This window comes from Cupriavidus sp. UBA2010 (genome assembly GCF_002335265.1).
Lineage (GTDB): Bacteria > Pseudomonadota > Gammaproteobacteria > Burkholderiales > Burkholderiaceae > Cupriavidus > Cupriavidus metallidurans.
On record NZ_DDCI01000018.1, the window covers coordinates 76,443 to 91,744 of the forward strand.

The following is a 15,302-nucleotide window of genomic DNA, read 5'->3' on the forward strand; positions in this document are numbered from 1 at the left end:
AAACGGCAGCTTTTCTACCAATCACCGACTCTGGCCCCGGGCGATGATGCGTATCATGTGGCGTCACGAGTCCCTGGCGCATTGTTCGTCACCACATGGAGCGTTCCGCCGTGGAGCTGATCAACCATACCCGCGCGAGCCTGATCGATTATGTTTGCGCTCAGATTGGCACGTTCTTCCCGGATGGCGCGGACGTTCGCGGCGCGATCACGCAAGATTTCGCCGAGGCGATGGCGCGGGTGGAGCGTTGCCTGAATGCCAATCGCGTATGGCCACACGGCAGGTTCAACTACCTGCATTCGGCGCAGTACTGCCTGTTCCTGTACTACCTGTCCAACACCATCTGGCGCAACGGTGGCGACACGGATACCTGCACCCGACTGTTCCTGCTCAACAAGGCGCTGAACGGCATCGATCTGTTCTACGAGATCGCCATGCCGGACATCTTCATCCTCGGCCATTCAACGGGAATCGTGCTGACCAAGGCCACCTACGGCAATTACCTGATCCTTCACCAGAACTGCACGGTCGGTCGGAATCACGACGTGGCGCCGGTGCTGGGCGAAGGGGTGGTCATGTATCCGGGTAGCTCCATCATCGGCCGCAGCCGCATAGGCGGGCTATCGACGATCTCGATCGGCACACAGGTCGTGAACCGCGATACGCCGGGAGACTGCATGGTCTTCGGCGCGGAGGGCGGCGAACTCGCCTTCAAGCCGCGCAGCCATCGATACGTGGAAGAGGTCTTCCACATCTAAGCGGCTACCCCCAGGCTGCCCCTATGCCCTCAGGACCTGCGCCCTTGGAAGCCGTTCCAGAATGAAGCGAAGCGGTTCTGGCTAGGGTGAAGCAGGGATTTCGGCTCCTGTGCGAGCCGCCTGCGGAACGGCATGTGCCTGCGAGCACATGCGCGCCCTGCAAGGGCGGGACCGCAGACAGTACAAGTCGTACGGCAAGGCCCCGCAACGATTCCAGAATCTTTTTGAAGCGGCTTCTTAGACAGGCATGTTCATCATTTCCTGATACGCAGCGGTCAGGCGGTTGCGCACCTGCACGGCGGTCTGGAACGAGATGTTGGCCTTCTGCATGTCGATCATCACGTCGTTGAGCGACACACCGGCCTTGCCCATTTCGAATGCCTCGGCCTTGCCGTAGGCACGGTCCTGCGTGGCATTCAGGCGTTGCAGCGAGCGCTGCAGCTCGCCCGCGAAGCTTTCGGTTGCCGCCGATGCCTCCTGGGGCGCGGCGCCGCCGCCGGCCACCTGCGCGGTGGCGCGCATTTGCTGGAGCATGCCCTCGATGGAAGAAATGGTCATGACGCGTCCGGGTCCTTGAACTTGAAGAGAGAGGCGAACGGACGACGCGCCTAATGAGTCACACGCCATCCAGTTTCAGTCCTCGCACTGTACCCATCCGCCCGTGCCGACCAAAGCACGAAATCGACAGGAAAACCTCCCCTATTCAGCCGATTGTCGTTGGCCCTTCTGCCCGATCATCGCTACCGTGCCGGATCTGGCGGAACAGCCGCGACCATTGCAGCCCGCCCCCGGCCATGAACATCAACTATCGCGGGGAGTGCGCGTGTTTTTTCTGCAGCGTGATTTGAGCCGTGCCGGGAAGATTAACGGCAGCAAAGGCCAGAGTGGCAAGGGCGGATTCTGCCCAGCCAAGCCGGAGACGCGCGCATGAACGCGACCGCAACCCTGCCGAACGGCACGGCCCTGCTCGAAAAGGTCAAGGCCAATCCGCGCCTGCCCATGATGCTGGGCGGGGCCGCGCTGGTCGCCGCAATCGCCGTGGGTGTGATGTGGTCCCGCGCGCCGGATTACAAGGTGCTGTATTCCAATCTGTCGGAGCGTGACGGCGGTGCCGTGATCCAGTCGCTCCAGCAGATGAACGTGCCGTACAAGTTCGCCGAAGGTGGTGGCGCGGTCATGGTGCCGGCTGACAAGGTGGCCGAGACGCGCCTGCGGCTGGCCAGCCAGGGCCTGCCGAAAAGCGGCACGACCGGCATGGAACTGATGGACAACCAGAAGTTCGGCATCAGCCAGTTCGCTGAACAGGTCAACTATCAACGCGGGCTGGAAGGCGAACTGGCCCGTTCGATCGAATCGATCGGCGCAGTGCAGTCGGCCCGTGTGCACCTGGCGATTCCCAAGCCCACGCTGTTCGTACGTGAGCGCCAGAAGCCCACCGCCTCCGTGGTGCTGCAACTCTACCCGGGGCGCGCCGTCGATGAAGGCCAGGTGGCCGCGATCACGCACCTGGTGTCTTCCAGCGTGCCGGAACTGACGCCGAAGTCGATCTCGATCGTCGACCAGCAGGGCAACCTGCTGTCCGGCACCAACGATCGTTCGCTCGATGCCAGCCAGCTCAAGTACGTCCAACAGGTCGAGCAGGGCTACGTCAAGCGCGTGGAGTCGATCCTCGCGCCGATCCTCGGCAAGGACAACATCCACGCCCAGGTCACGGCCGATGTCGATTTCTCGTCGGTCGAGCATACCGACGAGAGCTACAAACCGAACCAGGACCCGACCAAGGCCGCGATCCGCAGCCAGCAGACCAGCGAATCGAACTCGCAGGGTGGCACGCCTGTAGGTGGCGTGCCCGGTGCGTTGTCGAACCAGCCGCCGGCCGCCGCCGTGGCCCCGGTGACCACGCCGCAACCGCCGCGCCAGCCCGGCCAGCCGAATCCGCCCGCACAGGCCAACCAGCCCGCGCAGACGACCCAGACGGCCGAGAAGACCGGCCCGAGCAACAGCCGCCGCGACTCCACCACCAACTACGAACTCGACCGCGTGGTGCGCCACGTCCAGCAGGCAGCAGGCGGTGTGAAGCGTCTGTCGGTGGCCGTGGTGGTGAACTACCGCACCAAGGTCGATGCCAAGGGCAAGCCGGTGACGGAGGCGCTGTCAGCCAAGGAACTGGCCCAGATCGAAAACCTGACCAAGGAAGCGATGGGCTTCTCCGCCGACCGCGGCGACTCGCTGAACGTGGTCAACAGCCCGTTCACGAGCGACGTCAAGACGGAGCCGGAAGTGCCGGTGTGGAAGCAGCCGCAGATGATCGACCTGGCCAAGACCGGCGTCGGCTACCTGCTGCTGGCCCTGCTGGCCGTGTTCCTGTGGTTCAAGGTGGCGCGTCCGGTGCTGCGCAAGTACACCGCGCCGCCGCTGCCCGCGCCTACCGAGACGGCAGCCGCCACCGAAGCCGTTCTGCTGCCGCCGGAAGAGGAAACCAATCCGGAAGTGCTGCGCCTGGCCGCGAAATATGAAAGCGATCTCGCCCTGGTGCGCGACGCCGCGCAACGCGACCCGCGCCTGGTCGCCAGCGTAATCAAGACTTGGATGGCAAATGACGAAGGCTAACAAGGGAGTGCCCGAAAAGGGCCTGCAGAAGAGCGCCATCCTGATGATGGCCGTGGGCGAGGATGCAGCCGCCGAAGTCTTCAAGCACCTGTCGCCGCGCGAAGTGCAGCAACTCGGTTCGGCGATGGCCAACCTGTCATCGGTGACGCGCGAGGAAATGTCCGAGGTCCTGTCCGAGTTCCGCAACGAGACCGAACAGTACCTGGCACTGGACGTCGATTCGAGCACGTTCATCAAGAGCGTGCTGAACAAGGCGCTGGGCGAGGAGCGCGCGCTGTCCGTGATCGAGGACATCCTCGAATCGCGCGATCCGGGCGGCGGCATCGACTCGCTGAACTGGATGGATTCGACTTCGGTGGCAGAACTGATCAAGGACGAACACCCGCAGATCATCGCCACGATCCTGATCCACCTGGACCGCCAGAAGTCTTCGGAAGTGCTGGGCTTCTTCACCGAACGCCTGCGCAACGACGTGATCCTGCGTATCGCCACCTTCGGTGGCGTGCAGCCGGGCGCGCTGCAGGAACTGACCGACGTGCTGACCAAGCTGCTGGCCGGCCAGAGCCTGAAGCGCAGCCGCATGGGCGGCGTCCGCACGGCGGCCGAGATCATCAACCTGATGAGCACGGCCCACGAGGAAGCGGTCATCGACGGCGTGCGCACGCACGACGCCGACCTGGCGCAGAAGATCATCGACGAGATGTTCCTGTTCGAGAACCTGCTGGAGATCGAAGACCGCGGCATCCAGCGCGTGCTCAAGGAAGTGGCCACCGAATCGCTCATCGTCGCGCTCAAGGGCGCGCCGCAGGAGCTGCGCGACAAGTTCATCCGCAACATGTCGACGCGTGCCGGCGAGATGCTGCGCGAGGACCTCGAGGCACTGGGACCGGTGCGCGTGTCGCAGGTCGAGGCCGAGCAGAAGGCCATCCTGCAGGTCGTGAGACGTCTGGCCGAGGCCGGCGAAATCCAGATTGGCGGAGGCGACGATGCCTACGTTTGACCGCGGTTTTTCCGCTGGCCGTGGCCCGGGCCACGGCGATCCAGGGTTCTTCGGCGCGCCCTCCAAGGGCGCGACCGGCGGCCTGACCAACCTGCACGAGAGCGACGACGGCTTCCAGGGCTTCCAGCCCCCTGCCCGTCCACGCTCGCGCGGCGAAAGCTGGCAGCGTTGGCAGATGGAGTCGCTGGATCCGCGCGATGTCCTGCGCAAGGCGCTGGCGGCCCAGTTGCCCGCCGAACCGCCACCACCCCCGGCAATCGATTTCGAAGCGCTGGACGCAATGCGCGACGGGGCCCGCAAGGAGGGCTACGCGCAGGGCTACAACCAGGGCCAGACGCAAGGTTATGGCGATGGGCACCGCGAAGGCTACGCACGCGGGCTTGAAGCGGCACGCAATGAAGCGGCCCGCCTGCAGCAGCTTGCCGCCAACTTCCACGACGCGCTTGGCCGCGTCGACAACGATATCTCCAACGCGCTGATCGGCCTGGCGCTGGACGTGGCCCGCCAGCTCGTGCGCAAGACCGTCGAGCTCGATCCGGCCGCATTGCTGCCGGCTGCGCGGGAACTGCTGACCGCCGAGCCACCGCTCTCCGGCGCGCCTTGCCTGCTGCTGAACCCGGAAGACATCGCGCTGGTGGAAACACACCTGTGCGGCGAACTCGAAGCCGCCGGCTGGACGCTGCGGGCCGACCCGTCGATCGCACGCGGTGGCTGCATCGCCAGCGCCGCAAGCGGCGAGATGGACGCCAGCCTGTCCACGCGCTGGCAGCGCGTGGTCAAGGCGCTGGGCCGCAACGATCCGTGGGAGCCGCCCCATGCGTGACGAGCCAGCGCAGGCCACCGCGCCCGACGCCCCCGCCGCGCACGTCGGCCCGCATGTCAGCCATTGGCGCGACGCACTGGCAGCCGCATCGGCCGGCGTCAGCGAAATCGACAGCAAGCGCACCTGTGGCCGCCTGACGCGTGCCGCCGGACTCGTGCTGGAAGCCGTGGGGCTGCGTCTGCCCGTGGGGAGTGACTGCCTGATCGAACTGCCCACCGGACAGCATTCGCATGGCGGCCCGCGCACGGCAGAAGCCGAAGTGGTCGGTTTTGGCGCGGACCGTCTCTACCTGATGCCGCAATCGGACGTGGCCGGCCTGGTACCGGGCGCGCGCGTCTATCCGCTGGAGCCGTCGCCGCTGCCCAACGGCATGGTCGGCGCCGGCGCGCCGCGCGAGCAGGGATCGAAGCGGCTGCCGGTTGGCGATGGCCTGCTCGGCCGTGTGCTCGATGCGGCCGGACGGCCGCTCGATGGCCTCGGCCCGATTACCGCTGCCAGCGAAGTTCCGCTGGCCGGCACGCAGATCAACCCGCTGACACGCGCGCCGATCGAGACCGTGCTCGACACCGGCGTGCGCGCGATCAATGGCATGTTGACCGTCGGTCGCGGCCAACGGATGGGCCTGTTCGCCGGTTCCGGCGTGGGCAAGAGCGTGCTGCTGGGCATGATGGCGCGCTACACCAATGCGGACGTGATCGTGGTCGGCCTGATCGGCGAACGCGGCCGCGAGGTGAAGGAATTCATCGAGAACATCCTCGGCGAGGAAGGCCGCAAGCGTTCGGTGGTGGTGGCCGCGCCGGCTGACACCTCGCCGCTACTGCGCATGCAGGGCGCTGCCTACGCGACGCGCCTGGCCGAATATTTCCGCGACAAGGGCCAGCACGTGCTGCTGATCATGGACTCGCTGACCCGTTACGCGATGGCGCAGCGCGAAATTGCGCTGGCTATCGGCGAGCCGCCCGCCACCAAAGGCTACCCGCCCTCGGTGTTCGCCAAATTGCCGACGCTGGTGGAACGCACCGGCAACGGCCCCGAAGGCGGCGGCTCGATTACCGCGTTCTATACGGTGCTGACCGAGGGCGACGACCAGCAGGATCCGATCGCCGACTCCGCCCGCGCCATTCTGGACGGCCATATCGTGCTGTCCCGCAGCCTTGCCGAAGCCGGCCACTATCCGGCCATCGACGTGGAAGCGTCGATCAGCCGCGCCATGACTGCGCTGATCGACGCGCCGCAGTTTGCCTCCGTGCGGCGTTTCAAGCAGTTGATGTCGCGCTACCAGCGCAACCGCGACCTGATCAGTGTCGGGGCCTACGTGCCCGGCAGCGATCCGGAGCTCGATCTCGCGATTCGCATGTATCCGCGCATGGAGGCCTTCCTGCAGCAGGACATTCACGAACGCGCCGGCTACGACGCCTCGATCGCCCAGTTGCACGATCTCTTCGAGAGGACGCATCATGGTTAAGCACAATCCGCTGAATACGCTGGCCGACCTGGCCCAGGACGACACGGACAAGGCCGCGCGCGAACTGGGTCGACTGCAGGGGCTGCGCACCCAGGCCGAGCAACAGCTCAACGCGCTGACACAGTACCGTCAGGAGTACCGCGTCCGGATGCAAGCGATCGCCGCCGAAGGCATGTCGTCGAGCCGCTGGCACGACTTCTCGCGCTTCCTCGATTCGCTTGACCACGCCATCCGTCAGCAGACCAATGCGCTGGCCAAGGCCGAGGCCGACCTGCTGGCCGGACGCGCCAACTGGCAGCAGCAGAAGCGCCGCCAGAACTCGTTCGATACGTTGATCACGCGGGCGGAAACACGCGAGCAGCAAGTCTCCGCCCGGCGCGAGCAGCGCGCCAACGACGAATACGCGGCCCGCATCGCCCGCCAGCCGGCGGCCGGCCGAACCTGATCCGACGAAGAGACCATGATCGATATCAGCCAGCTTATCGGTAACACCGCCAACGCCGCCCTCAAGACCCTGACGCAGTCCAATGCCGCCAGCGCCGCCGCCGCGGACGCCAAGGCATTCCAGGACGCGCTATCGCGCGCGCGCGATAGCGCCCCGCAGAGCGCGCAACCGGTCGCCAGCAAGCCCAAGGATTCAAGCCAGACCAGCGCGCCGAAGGAAGACGCATCGCAGAACACGCGGCAGCAGACTACGCAGGCCAGTACGTCGGGCGCTTCCAGCACACCGCAGCAGAAAGACAACGGCAAGACCAACGCCACGACCGGCAAGAAGGACGACAGCACGCAAGCCAGCGACGATGGCTCGACGCCTTCGAGCGACGCGCAGGCAGCAGCAGCAGCCCTGGCCGCTGCGATGCTGGCACAGCAGGCCGCACCCGCCACGACGGCACTGACTGGTGGCGCAGCCGCCGATGCAGCGGCCAATGCAGCCGCGGATGCAGCCAGACTAGCCGGTGCCAACGGCCTCCCGCTCGCCGCTCAGACCGCGGCGACCGCGACCGCCACGCAAGCAAACCCGGCCACCGATGCCGCCACGCTGTTGGCCCAGGCCGCCGACGCGCAATCGGCCACGACTACCGCCGGCACTGCCGCCAAGGGAACCGCGCCAAGCCCGGCGGACACGCTGGCCACGATCGCCCAGCAGCGCGCGGCTGCGCAGAACAGCACGCCGACCGCCGCTGACAAGATCGCCGCCGCGCTCAACACCCCGGCGCAGACGGGCGCGCAGGACGCGCGCGGCCAAAACGCGGGCCAGCAACAGACCGGCCTCGGCCACGGCGCGCAACCGACCTTGCAAGCCGACTCGACGCAAGCCAGCCAGACGCCCGTCGCCACGCCATATGCCATTGCGCAGGCCAGCGCACGCACGGGTGAAGGCACCGACACCGGCGCCACGAATCCGAGCAGCGCTGCCATGCTGGCATCGGCCCTGTCCGCGCAATCCCAGGCGAACGCCGCACAGACCACGGCCGCCGCAGCAGCGGCGCGCCCGGCAGTCGCACCGAATCTTGGCGACAGCCAGTGGGCTCAGGCACTGGGCCAGCAGATGGTGCGACTCTCCACGCAAGGCAGCCAGACCGCCGAACTCGACCTGAACCCGCCGAACCTCGGCCCGCTCAAGGTCGTGCTCAATGTGGTCAACGATCAGGCCCAGGCCCAGTTCGTCTCGCCGCACCAGGCCGTGCGCGCCGCGGTGGAAGCCGCGCTGCCGCACCTGCGCACGTCGATGGCCGAAGCCGGTATCCAGCTTGGCCAAACGTCTGTCGGCAGCGATGGCTTCGCCCAGGCTGGCAACGGCGGCCAGCAGCAACAACGCCAACCGGGCAGCGGCAGCGCATTCGCGCAGGCCGCCGGGCTGACGCAGGATGCGCCGGTCCAGGCAACGGTGGCAGCGCCTCGCGCACCGCGCGTGCTGGCGCGTGGGGAAGTCGATACGTTTGCCTGATTCGACTGCGCCACGGGTTCTCCCTCTCTCCCATTTCATGGGAGAGAGGGAGAACACAACTCGCGCTTGATGCGTGCGCCGGCGCGCACTCCCTCGCCCACGAGGGCAGAAGGCCGAGGGGCCGCCCAAGCACGACATGGGCATTTGTGCGACGATTCCCCTCCCGATCCGCACGCCCCCTGCGCACCATGCTCAAAGTCCGTCCGCTGCTGCTCGCAGCCATCGCCCTCTCCGTCCCACTCGCCCAAGCTGCCCACGCTGCCCAGACCGCCGATAGCGGCCCGGCCTACGGTCCCCAACTCGAGGGATTCGATTACCCCTATCCGGTTCAGCAATATCGCTTCAGTTCGCAAGGGCAGCCGCTCGAGATGGCCTACATGGACGTCAAGCCGGAGAAGCCGAACGGCCGCGCCGTGGTACTGCTGCATGGCAAGAATTTTTGCGCTGCCACGTGGCAGGAGAGCATCCAGCAGCTCACCGCCGCCGGCTACCGCGTGATCGCCCCCGATCAGATCGGCTTCTGCAAATCGACCAAACCGCCGCACTATCAGTATTCGTTCCAGCAACTCGCGCGCAATACCCACGATCTGCTGGCCTCGATCGGCGTGCACGACGTCACCGTGATGGGCCATTCCACGGGCGGCATGCTGGCGATGCGCTATGCATTGATGTATCCGAAGGAAACCGCGCAACTGGTGCTGGTCAACCCGATCGGCCTGGAGGACTGGAAGGCCAAGGGCGTGCCGTCGCTGTCGGTGGACCAGTGGTACGCGCGCGAACTCAACGTGACGGCCGAGCGGATTCGCAACTACGAGAAATCGACGTACTACGTGAACCAGTGGAAGCCCGAATACGAGCCCTGGGTGCAGATGCTGGCCGGCATGAACCGTGGCCCGGGCAAGCAGATCGTTGCGTGGAACTCGGCACTGCTCTACGACATGATCTTCACGCAACCCGTGGTCTATGAAATAAGTGCGATCCAGGCCCCGACCCTGCTGATGATCGGAGACCGGGACACCACCGCCATCGCCAAGGACGCCGCGCCGCCGGACGTGCAGGCGAAGCTCGGCCACTACCCCGAACTGGCGAAAGCGACCGCCAGGGCGATTCCGAACACGACACTGGTCGAATTCCCCGACATGGGCCACGCACCGCAGATGCAGGATCCGCAGGCGTTCCACAAGGCGTTGCTGGAAGGGTTGGCGAAGGTGGGTGGGAAGTAGGCGTGGCTGGCAGGAAAACGGCAACTGCGATCCCGAGTACCATCCCAGGTACCCGAAATGCCCGCCATGACCTTCGACCTCTTCGACGCCCTTCCCGCTGATTCCAACGCCCCGCCTGCCGTGGAGACGCTTGCGCCGGGCGCCGTGGTGTTGCATGGATTCGCGCGGGATACGGGGCCGGAACTGCTCGCCGCCGTGCAGACGATCAGTGCCGAAGCGCCGTTCCGCCATCTGATTACGCCGGGCGGCCTGCGTATGTCCGTGGCCATGACCAATTGCGGCGAGCGTGGCTGGGTGTCCGATCGCACTGGGTATCGCTACGATGCGGTCGATCCGGAGTCAGGACGGCCCTGGCCGGCCATGCCTGCCGTGTTCCGGTCGTTGGCCGAACACGCGGCGGAAGCGGCTGGCTATCCCGGCTTCGCGCCCGATGCCTGCCTGATCAACCGCTATCTGCCGGGCACGCGCCTGTCGCTGCATCAGGATCGTGACGAACTCGATCTGCGCGCACCGATCGTTTCTGTCTCACTGGGCCTGCCGGCCGTCTTCCTCTGGGGTGGATTGCGTCGCGCCGACCGGCCGGACCGATTCCGGCTCGCGCATGGTGACGTGGTGGTCTGGGGTGGGCCGTCCCGGCTCGTCTTCCACGGCATCGCCCCACTGGCCGACGGCGATCATGCGTTGACCGGAAGCGAGCGAATCAACCTGACGTTTCGCAAGACCCGCTAAGCAAGACCCAAGACCTGCCAGTTACGCGGGATCGCATGGGCAGTTGCCTGCACACCAGGACAACCACTACGATAGCGGCTCCGCACCATCTTCAGAACAAGGCCGGCGCCACGTTGCGCCCGGCAGCCAGCGAGACAACCCCGATGTCAGCTTCTCCCGGCCATACCGGCCAGCCCGACAACACCGCGCCACGACAGGAAACCCCACCACCCAAACCTGCGCCGCTCGGCGGCCGCCCGGCCGATTCGATCCGCGCCGCATTGCTGATCGCCGCGTGCATCAGCGTGGTATGGATCGCAGGGCAGTGGCTGCAGGCGCCGCCCGCGCTGATCTGGGCCGGCGCGCTGGTGTTGTCGACGGTGTGCTGCTGGGCGGTCGGGGCGCTACCGGAGCCCACCGCCACGCTGCTGTTCTTCCTTGCCGCAGTGGTGTTCCATATCGCCCCGCCAACGGTGGTGTTCTCGGGATTCACGTCCACCGCGTGGTGGCTGATGTTTGGTGGCGCCGTCACCGGCGTGGCGTTGCGCAACACGGGACTGGCGCTGCGGCTGGCCGACATCATCTTCCACAAGCGCGTTGGCACCTATCCGCAGGTGATCACCACGGTGGCGCTCAGCGCGGTGGGCCTGGCCTTCCTGATGCCCTCCACCACGGGCCGCGTGCTGCTGCTGATGCCGATCGTGCTGGCGCTGGCCGACCGCCTTGGCTTCGCGCCCGGCTCCAACGGCCGCATCGGCATGGTGCTGACCGTGGCGGCCGCCAGCTACATGCCGCCCACGTCGATCCTGCCCGCCAATATTCCGAACAGCGTGCTGTTGGGCGCTGCCAGTTCGCTCTATGGCATCAACCTGAGCTACGGCAGCTATCTGCTGCTGCATTTCCCGGTGCTCGGCGTGCTGAAGACCGTGGTGCTGATCTGGGTAATCTGCCGCATGTTCCCGGAAAGCGGGCCGATCGCGCCGCAAGCCGCCAGCGTCCGCACGCAGATGGGGCCGCAGGAGCGTGCGCTGGCCATCATCCTGGCGCTGGCCGTGGCGGGCTTCGCCACGGATGCCTGGCATGGCGTTTCGCCCGCGTGGATCTCGCTGGCAGCGTGCATCATCTGCCTGCTGCCGGGCATCGGGCTGGTATCGCCCAAGGCCATGACCGAGCAGGTCCACCTGGTACCGCTGATCTACGTGGCTGGCTTCCTGGGGCTGGGCGCGGTGGTCGAATCGACGGGCCTGGGCAGCGCGATCAGCGCGGGGCTGCTGCACTGGCTGCCGATGACGCCCGGTCACACTGCGGCGAATGTCGGCACGATTGGCGCGATGGGCGCCGTCATCGGCATGTTGTCCACGCTGCCGGCCCTGCCGGCCGTGCTGACGCCGCTTGCCGCCGATCTGGCGAAGGCCACCGGACTGCCGCTTGAATCCGTGCTGATGCTGCAGGTGCCGGTGTTCTCTACCGTGTTCTTTCCGTACCAGTCACCGCCGATCATGATCGCAATGCAGCTGGGCGGCGTAGGCCTGCGGCACGGCACGCGCCTGTGCCTGACCATGGCGGCCATCACGATCGTGGCGCTGCTGCCGCTGGACTATCTCTGGTGGCGCCTGCTGGGCTACCTGCCCTGAACCACTCAGCCCCCTGACCGCACAACTCACGACCTCACGACCTCACCACTCCAACCGGTCGATCTCCGCGTCGCTCAAGGTGGTGCCCGGCTTGTGGTCCGATTTGTGGTCCGGCTTGTCGTCCGGTTTGTCGTCCAACGCGCGCGGCTCCACGAACAGATCGAAGTCATAGGCAGCCAGCAGCGCCAGTAGTTGCGCCACGCTGATCGTCTCGGGGTTGAGTTCCAGGTGCGAGATGCGGCTCTGGCTGATAGCCAGCCGGGCTGCGGCATCTGCCTGGGAAAGGCCCGCGATCTTCCGCGCGCCCTGAAGCACCTGGCCGAGCTGCTCGCTGCTCGAAATCACGACTCTCGACATCATTGATTACCGAGAAATGAATATCTGAAATCTATCAATTTCGAGATATTCATGACAAATTTTCACGCCCGACACGCCATGAATGTGGCGCATCGGGCGAATTTTCTGTCGCGCAATCCCAACCGCCACATATCTGACTTGCATTGACGCCCGGTTGCGTCGGTGAGTACACTGTGCCAGCCAATAGTCGTATGACAACTGACGACTATGACGAATACCAACGTGGAAGAGACAAGATGACGGCTCATAGAAAGACGCCGGACGCACTCCGCAGCGCGCGCTGGTTCGCGCCTGACGATCTGCGCTCATCCGGGCACCGCTCACGGATCATGCAAATGGGCTACTCGCCCGATGAATGGATGGGCAAGCCGCTCATCGCCATCATCAATACGTGGTCCGACATCAACCCATGCCACGCGCACTTCAAGCAGCGCGTGGAAGACGTCAAGCGCGGCATCCTGCAGGCCGGTGGTTTCCCCGTGGAGCTACCGGCCATTTCTTTGTCCGAGAGCTCGGTCAAGCCGACCACCATGCTCTACCGCAACCTGCTGGCGATCGAGGCCGAGGAACTGATCCGCTCCCACCCGATCGACGGGGCCGTGCTGATGGGTGGCTGCGACAAGACCACGCCGGGCCTGCTGATGGGCGCCACCAGCGCCGGCGTGCCGGCGATCTACGTGCCGGCCGGGCCGATGCTGCGCGGCAACTACAAGGGCACGGTACTCGGCTCCGGTTCCGATGGATGGAAGTACTGGGACGAACGCCGCGCCGGCAACATCAGCAAGGCCGAGTGGATCGGTATCGAGGGCGGCATCGCGCGCAGCCACGGCACGTGCATGACGATGGGCACTGCCAGCACGATGACGGCGATCGCCGAGACCATTGGCATGACGCTGCCGGGTGCGTCGTCGATTCCGGCGGCGGACGCCAATCACATCCGTATGTGCTCCGAATCGGGTCGCCGCATCGTGGAGATGGTGTGGGAAGACCTGACGCCGGCACGCATCCAGACGCACCGCGCGTTCGAGAACGCCATCGCGGTCGCCATGGCCATGGGCTGCTCGACCAACGCGATCATCCACGTCATCAGCATGGCGCGCCGCGCGGGCCATGACATCGGCCTCGACGATTTCGACCGCATGAGCCGCCACGTGCCCGTGATCGCCAACATCCGGCCCAGCGGCGACAAGTACCTGATGGAAGACTTCTTCTACGCGGGCGGGCTGCCCGCACTGATGAGCCGCATCCGGGACAAGCTGCATCTCGACACGCTGACCGTCACCGGCCGCACGCTGGGCGAGAACATCGCCGGGGCCGAGGTCTACAACGACGACGTGATCCGCACGCGCGACAACGCGCTCTACCAGGAAGGCGCGCTGGCCGTCCTGCGCGGCAACATCGCACCGGACGGCTGCGTGATCAAGCCGAGCGCGTGCGAAAAGCGGTTCTTCAAACATACCGGTCCGGCGCTCGTGTTCGACGACTACCCGTCGATGAAGGCAGCGGTCGAGAACGAAGACCTCGACGTTACGGCCGATCATGTGCTGATCCTGCGCAACGCGGGGCCGCAGGGCGGACCGGGAATGCCCGAGTGGGGGATGTTGCCGATTCCGAAGAAGCTGGTGAAACAGGGCGTGCGCGACATGCTGCGCATGTCCGACGCACGGATGAGCGGCACGAGCTACGGCGCCTGCATCCTGCACGTGGCGCCGGAAGCGTACATCGGCGGGCCGTTCGCGCTGGTGCAAACCGGCGACCTGATCACGGTCGACATCGACCGGCGCAGCATCCATCTGGAAGTCTCCGACGAAGAACTGGAACGCCGCCGCGCGGCATGGCAACCGCCGCCACCCCGCTACTCGCGCGGCTACGGCTGGATGTTCTCGCGCCATATCCGCCAGGCCAACGACGGCTGCGATTTCGATTTCCTGCAAACCGACTTCGGCGAAGCCGCCGGCGAACCAAGCATCTACTGAACCCGCCATGTCCGAGCTCACCCCTGCCCTGCTCGCCGCGCTGAAAACCGTCAGCACCGCCACGCTGTGCACCGCGCTGTTCAAGCGCGGACTGCGCAACCAGTTCATCCAGGACGTGCGGCCGATCCAGTCCAACCCCGGCACGATGGTCGGCGAAGCGTTCACGCTGCGCTATATCCCGGCGCGCGAGGACCTGAATCCGATCACCGTGTTCCAGGATCCGAACCATCCGCAACGCCAGGCCATCGAGCAATGCCCGCCCGGCGCGGTGCTGGTGATCGACAGCAGGAAAGACGCGCGCGCCGCATCCGCGGGCTCGATCCTGGTGACCCGATTGATGCAACGTGGCGGCGCCGGCATCGTTACCGACGGCGGCTTTCGCGATTCTCCTGAAATCGCCCAGATGGCGATGCCCGCCTATCACCATCGCCCATCTGCTCCGACCAATCTCACGCTCCACCAGGCGCTGGAATTCAACGTGCCGATCGGTTGCGGCGATGTGGCGGTGTTTCCCGGCGACGTGATCGTCGGCGACGCGGAAGGCGTGGTCGTGATCCCGCAGGAAATGGTGGAGGACATCGCCGCCGAGGCGGTGGAGATGACGGCGTTCGAGGACTTCGTGACCGAGGAGGTACGCAAGGGCCGCTCGATCATCGGGCTGTATCCGCCCACCACTGAAAAGGCGCGTGAGGATTTCGCGGTCTGGCGGAAGGAACACGGGCGGTAACGCGTTCGATCTCTCCTCTCCTACGACGTGGGCGAGGGGAGCGCATCACAAACGATAACGATAACGATCGGGA

General features: G+C 65.9%; 14 protein-coding genes. 12 read left to right on the forward strand and 2 right to left on the reverse strand.

The window, feature by feature from the left end:
- Nucleotides 1-95: 95 nt before the first annotated feature.
- On the forward strand, nucleotides 96-758 hold the full coding sequence (locus B2246_RS14125; protein WP_286882334.1) for a hypothetical protein: 663 nt from the start codon (nucleotides 96-98) through the stop codon (nucleotides 756-758).
- Nucleotides 759-995: 237 nt separating this feature from the next.
- Here B2246_RS14125 and fliE read toward each other — a convergent pair whose 3' ends face one another.
- A complete protein-coding gene (fliE, locus tag B2246_RS14130) occupies nucleotides 996-1,316 on the reverse strand; it encodes a flagellar hook-basal body complex protein FliE (protein ID WP_011519664.1) in 321 nt (106 codons plus the stop codon).
- A gap of 369 nt (nucleotides 1,317-1,685) precedes the next feature.
- Between fliE and fliF the strand changes: the two genes are divergently transcribed.
- The 9 genes from fliF (at nucleotide 1,686) to B2246_RS14175 (ending at nucleotide 12,169) form a co-directional block, all read left to right on the forward strand.
- Nucleotides 1,686-3,368: a flagellar basal-body MS-ring/collar protein FliF gene (gene fliF, locus B2246_RS14135; protein WP_017511937.1), complete on the forward strand. Its 1,683-nt coding sequence runs from the start codon at nucleotides 1,686-1,688 to the stop codon at nucleotides 3,366-3,368.
- Entirely contained in the window at nucleotides 3,355-4,368 is a 1,014-nt protein-coding gene (gene fliG, locus B2246_RS14140; protein ID WP_011519667.1) for a flagellar motor switch protein FliG, read from the forward strand. The genes fliF and fliG overlap by 14 nt, the downstream gene beginning before the upstream one ends.
- The gene (fliH, locus tag B2246_RS14145) at nucleotides 4,355-5,191 is read left to right on the forward strand and encodes a flagellar assembly protein FliH (protein WP_286882336.1); all 837 of its coding nucleotides are present in this window, start codon (nucleotides 4,355-4,357) and stop codon (nucleotides 5,189-5,191) included. The genes fliG and fliH overlap by 14 nt, the downstream gene beginning before the upstream one ends.
- Nucleotides 5,184-6,656, forward strand: coding sequence for a flagellar protein export ATPase FliI (gene fliI, locus B2246_RS14150; RefSeq protein WP_286882337.1), 1,473 nt, complete (start codon nucleotides 5,184-5,186; stop codon nucleotides 6,654-6,656). The genes fliH and fliI overlap by 8 nt, the downstream gene beginning before the upstream one ends.
- Nucleotides 6,649-7,101 carry a flagellar export protein FliJ gene (fliJ, locus tag B2246_RS14155; protein WP_008649006.1) on the forward strand — a complete coding sequence of 151 codons (453 nt, stop codon included), beginning with the start codon at nucleotides 6,649-6,651 and terminating at the stop codon, nucleotides 7,099-7,101. Before fliI ends, fliJ begins: the two co-directional genes overlap by 8 nt.
- A 15-nt stretch (nucleotides 7,102-7,116) precedes the next feature.
- A complete protein-coding gene (locus B2246_RS14160; RefSeq protein WP_286882338.1) occupies nucleotides 7,117-8,604 on the forward strand; it encodes a flagellar hook-length control protein FliK in 1,488 nt (495 codons plus the stop codon).
- Nucleotides 8,605-8,792: 188 nt separating this feature from the next.
- On the forward strand, nucleotides 8,793-9,827 hold the full coding sequence (locus B2246_RS14165; RefSeq protein WP_008647191.1) for an alpha/beta fold hydrolase: 1,035 nt from the start codon (nucleotides 8,793-8,795) through the stop codon (nucleotides 9,825-9,827).
- 66 nt (nucleotides 9,828-9,893) lie between these two features.
- Nucleotides 9,894-10,556 (forward strand): DNA oxidative demethylase AlkB, encoded by a 663-nt coding sequence (gene alkB, locus B2246_RS14170; RefSeq protein WP_008647188.1) that lies wholly within the window; start codon nucleotides 9,894-9,896, stop codon nucleotides 10,554-10,556.
- Between the two features lie 143 nt (nucleotides 10,557-10,699).
- The gene (locus B2246_RS14175; RefSeq protein ID WP_008647186.1) at nucleotides 10,700-12,169 is read left to right on the forward strand and encodes an SLC13 family permease; all 1,470 of its coding nucleotides are present in this window, start codon (nucleotides 10,700-10,702) and stop codon (nucleotides 12,167-12,169) included.
- A 42-nt stretch (nucleotides 12,170-12,211) separates the two neighbouring features.
- Here the strand turns inward: B2246_RS14175 and B2246_RS14180 are convergent, their stop codons facing one another.
- Complete coding sequence (locus B2246_RS14180) at nucleotides 12,212-12,514, reverse strand: helix-turn-helix transcriptional regulator (RefSeq protein WP_324608912.1); 303 nt, start codon at nucleotides 12,512-12,514, stop codon at nucleotides 12,212-12,214.
- Nucleotides 12,515-12,762: 248 nt separating this feature from the next.
- Between B2246_RS14180 and araD the strand changes: the two genes are divergently transcribed.
- Both araD and B2246_RS14190 read left to right on the forward strand, forming a co-directional pair.
- A complete protein-coding gene (araD, locus tag B2246_RS14185) occupies nucleotides 12,763-14,502 on the forward strand; it encodes an L-arabinonate dehydratase (RefSeq protein ID WP_035884093.1) in 1,740 nt (579 codons plus the stop codon).
- 7 nt (nucleotides 14,503-14,509) lie between these two features.
- Nucleotides 14,510-15,229: a ribonuclease activity regulator RraA gene (locus B2246_RS14190; protein WP_008647180.1), complete on the forward strand. Its 720-nt coding sequence runs from the start codon at nucleotides 14,510-14,512 to the stop codon at nucleotides 15,227-15,229.
- Nucleotides 15,230-15,302: the final 73 nt, after the last annotated feature.

Excerpts from the sequence above, each read along its gene's own strand:
- fliH (WP_286882336.1), top strand. The coding sequence starts at position 4,355 with ATGCCTACGTTTGACCGCGGTTTTTCCGCTGGCCGTGGCCCGGGCCAC.
- B2246_RS14160 (WP_286882338.1), top strand. The coding sequence starts at position 7,117 with ATGATCGATATCAGCCAGCTTATCGGTAACACCGCCAACGCCGCCCTC.
- alkB (WP_008647188.1), top strand. The coding sequence starts at position 9,894 with ATGACCTTCGACCTCTTCGACGCCCTTCCCGCTGATTCCAACGCCCCG.
- fliE (WP_011519664.1), bottom strand. The coding sequence starts at position 1,316 with ATGACCATTTCTTCCATCGAGGGCATGCTCCAGCAAATGCGCGCCACC.
- B2246_RS14125 (WP_286882334.1), top strand. The coding sequence starts at position 96 with ATGGAGCGTTCCGCCGTGGAGCTGATCAACCATACCCGCGCGAGCCTG.
- fliJ (WP_008649006.1), top strand. The coding sequence starts at position 6,649 with ATGGTTAAGCACAATCCGCTGAATACGCTGGCCGACCTGGCCCAGGAC.
- araD (WP_035884093.1), top strand. The coding sequence starts at position 12,763 with ATGACGGCTCATAGAAAGACGCCGGACGCACTCCGCAGCGCGCGCTGG.
- B2246_RS14190 (WP_008647180.1), top strand. The coding sequence starts at position 14,510 with ATGTCCGAGCTCACCCCTGCCCTGCTCGCCGCGCTGAAAACCGTCAGC.
- fliF (WP_017511937.1), top strand. The coding sequence starts at position 1,686 with ATGAACGCGACCGCAACCCTGCCGAACGGCACGGCCCTGCTCGAAAAG.
- B2246_RS14175 (WP_008647186.1), top strand. The coding sequence starts at position 10,700 with ATGTCAGCTTCTCCCGGCCATACCGGCCAGCCCGACAACACCGCGCCA.
- B2246_RS14165 (WP_008647191.1), top strand. The coding sequence starts at position 8,793 with ATGCTCAAAGTCCGTCCGCTGCTGCTCGCAGCCATCGCCCTCTCCGTC.
- fliG (WP_011519667.1), top strand. The coding sequence starts at position 3,355 with ATGACGAAGGCTAACAAGGGAGTGCCCGAAAAGGGCCTGCAGAAGAGC.
- fliI (WP_286882337.1), top strand. The coding sequence starts at position 5,184 with ATGCGTGACGAGCCAGCGCAGGCCACCGCGCCCGACGCCCCCGCCGCG.